General features: G+C 40.1%; 2 protein-coding genes. One reads left to right on the top strand and one right to left on the bottom strand.

From position 1 onward, the window contains the following. A partial coding sequence (locus AC1DG9_RS25300; protein WP_477635486.1) for a serpin family protein occupies positions 1-1,263 on the top strand: 1,263 nt, incomplete at its 5' end. A 14-nt stretch (positions 1,264-1,277) separates the two neighbouring features. Here the strand turns inward: AC1DG9_RS25300 and AC1DG9_RS25305 are convergent. Next, positions 1,278-3,361, bottom strand: a 2,084-nt coding sequence (locus AC1DG9_RS25305; protein ID WP_477622595.1) for an amidohydrolase family protein, incomplete at its 5' end; no start/stop codon positions are given.

The following is a 3,361-nucleotide window of genomic DNA, read 5'->3' on the forward strand; positions in this document are numbered from 1 at the left end:
AACCAAACCATTAACCAGATGAAAAAGAACCACATCTTACTTTTAGCTATTGCCGCTTTAATGATCACCGCCACATCTTGTAAAAAGGATAGCAAACCAATAGACCAGGGAAAAGATCTGATTTTAACTGCGAGAGAGCAACAAAAGGCAGAAGCCGATAATGCTTTTACTTTTAAGCTGTTTAAGGAAACTTTGTTAAAACCATTAGCGGGTAAAAACCTCATGCTATCACCTTTAAGCGTAAGTATAGCTTTGGGCATGACCAGTAACGGCAGCAGTGGCTCAACGTTGGAGGCCATAAAAAATACAATGGAGTTTAAAGATTTTACTGAGGCCGAAATAAACAGTTATTACCACAAAATAACAACTGAATTGCCTCAGCTAGATCCTAAAGCTACATTAGAAATTGCCAATTCAATTTGGTATGAAAAAACCTTTACACCATTGCCTGGTTTTCTAAAGGTGAATGCCGATAACTATAATGCCGAAGTTGAAGGGTTAGATTTTAAAAGTCCGACTGCAAAAGACAAAATTAATAGCTGGGTAAATAACAGCACACAGGGAAAGATTCCAAGTATAATTGATGAGATCGGTAGTGATATGGTAATGTACCTGATTAATGCTGTTTACTTTAAAAGCGATTGGAAATATAAGTTCGATAAAAACAAAACTGCCAAAGCGGATTTTAATTTAGATGCTAACAATAAGATTCAAACAGATTTTATGGTTGCGCAAGCTTCTGTTAATTATTTAAGTTCACAGGAGGCGAATGTATACGAACTTCCTTATGGGAACGAGAAATATAGTATGGTAATTGTATTGCCTAATGGTAATACTACAATTAATGAATTTGCAGGCTCAATTACTTCTGCAAAATGGAAAGGATGGATGGCAGGCTTAAAGAAAACCGGTATGGAAATAAAAATGCCTAAGTTTAAATTTAGCTATGATATTAAACTAAATGATCAATTAGAACATCTGGGTATGGAAGTGGCGTTTGGTAAAAATGGCTTTGCCGATTTTACAAGAATTAATCCGGACGGGCATTTGGAAATAGACGAGGTGAGACACAAAACTTTTATTGAAGTAAATGAAAGCGGAACTGAAGCCGCTGCTGTTACTTCTGTTGGAATTGAACTCACATCGGTGCAACAACCTTCCGCTGTTCTTATTAATCGTCCATTTGTATATGCAATCCGCGAAATGAAAACCGGACTAATTTTGTTTACCGGTATTCTAAATAACCCGTTACTGGATAAATAACGGGTTATTCGATTTTACTCGCAATTAGGGGTGGTAAAGGTCCAGGTTTCGGCATTTCCTGTTGGGAAACTGTAAACCATACCTTTGCCCATCTCAAACCACAGCTTGCCGCGTAATTTTTCGCGACCGCCAATTTCATTCATCGATAAGCTGTCGTAAATACGACCATTTACCATTACATATTTTATTTTTTCTGAGTTTCTGATGTCGTCCAATGGGTTGGCATCCATAATTACCAGATCCGCAAGTTTGCCGTTTTCCAATGAACCTATTTCTTTATCCATACCTAAATAAGAAGCACCGTTTAGCGTGGCCGATCTGATGGCTTGTAACGGTGTCATGCCACCTTGTACCAGCATCCATAGTTCCCAATGCGCTCCCAGACCCTGGATTTGTCCGTGGGCACCTAAGTTTACTTTTGTGCCRCCGTCAGCAATTTGTTTAACTGCTTTTGATACTTCAATGTGGCCGTAATCTCCGTATTCCGAAGTAGTTCTTCTTCTTGAACGTGAATCTATAATTGGGCGAGGTGTAAATGCCATTAACCTTTCATTTTCCCAAACATTGGTTCTGTCGTACCAATAGTTCTCGCCCCACTGACTGCCGTAACTTACAATAAGGGTAGGTGTGTAGGCCACTTTGGTATTATTCCAGAAAGAAACTACATCCTTATAAACCGGAGCAACCGGGATGCTGTGTTCAATACCGGTATGACCATCAGAAATCATGTTCATGTTGGTAAAGAATGTAGAACCACCTTCTGGAACTACTTCCATTTTTAATAGCCGTGCGGCTTCTAATATTTGCTGACGCTGGTCACGACGAGGCTGGTTGTATGATTTAACAGAGAAGGCGCCCACTGCTTTTAACCTTCTGAGGTGAGATAAAGCATCATCTAAACTGTTAATGACTACCTTGAAATCGCCATCTGCACCATACAATATAGAACCCGTTGAATATAATCTTGGCCCTACCATGCGGCCTGACCTGATCATCTCTGATTGACTAAACACCATTTCTGTATTGCTCGATGGATCGTGTGAGGTAGTTACACCGAAAGCAAGGTTAGCAAGGTATGACCAATCTTGTTGCGGACTAATGCCGTCCGGACTGGTGCGTAAATGTGCGTGTACATCAATAATACCCGGCATTATTGTTTTTCCCGTTACATCAATCACTTTAGCATTCTGCGGTATACTTACTTCGCTTGCTTTACCTACTGCTACAACTTTGTTATGATCTATTATAATGGTTCCTTCTTCAATAACTTCATCACCTTTCATGGTAATTATCCTGGCACCTTTTAAGGCAGTTATACCGTCTGGCACATCTGTTTTAAGACGCAGGCCAATAGAAACACCTATAGAATCTGGTGGCGGAATGGTTTGTGGAGCACCGTCTACAAAATTAAAGGTGTTTTTAATTTCACGACTAAAGTATTGCGGCCCTAATGTCCATAGTAATTTGCTGCCATCATTACTCCAATGCAAATAAGTTCCCGCATCTTTAGTAACTCTGGTTAGCGGAATAGATTTGTTTGTTGATGAAAGCTCTAAAGGCGATCCTGTGGTAACCATCGGGGTGATGTATACATTAAATAGCTCTGTAAATGCCATCCATTTGCCATCAGGGCTTGGGCAAAACTGGGTAACATAGGTAGAGGTGTAATGAGTACGCGGATTGCCGCCATTTAGATCTACACTTTTAAATGCCTTTTTGCCATCCTCATTTCCTTGAAAAAAGATGCGGGTATCGTCTTTGTTAAACTGTGGCTTTATGCCGTTTTCGGAGATCAGTGTTTTTGCTGTTCCATCTGCCGACATGGTAAATATACCTGTGCCGCGGCCATAAGCATATCCTAAAACATCGTTTCCAACGCCTTTACGGTAAACAATTTTATCGCCTTTGGTAGAGTAGGAAGGGGAGTAATAGAGGCCTTTTTCATCAGTAAGTGGTATGGTTTTGCCAGATTTAAGGTCAGCTCTTTTAATGGAGCCTTTAAACTCATCGCTCCAGGTAGTGTAAATTACAAATTTTCCATCCGGACTAATGTCTGGCTCAAATTCAAAATCAATACCATTGGTAACCCTTTCAGGAG

It is taken from the genome of Pedobacter sp. 05L430, from assembly GCF_056397585.1.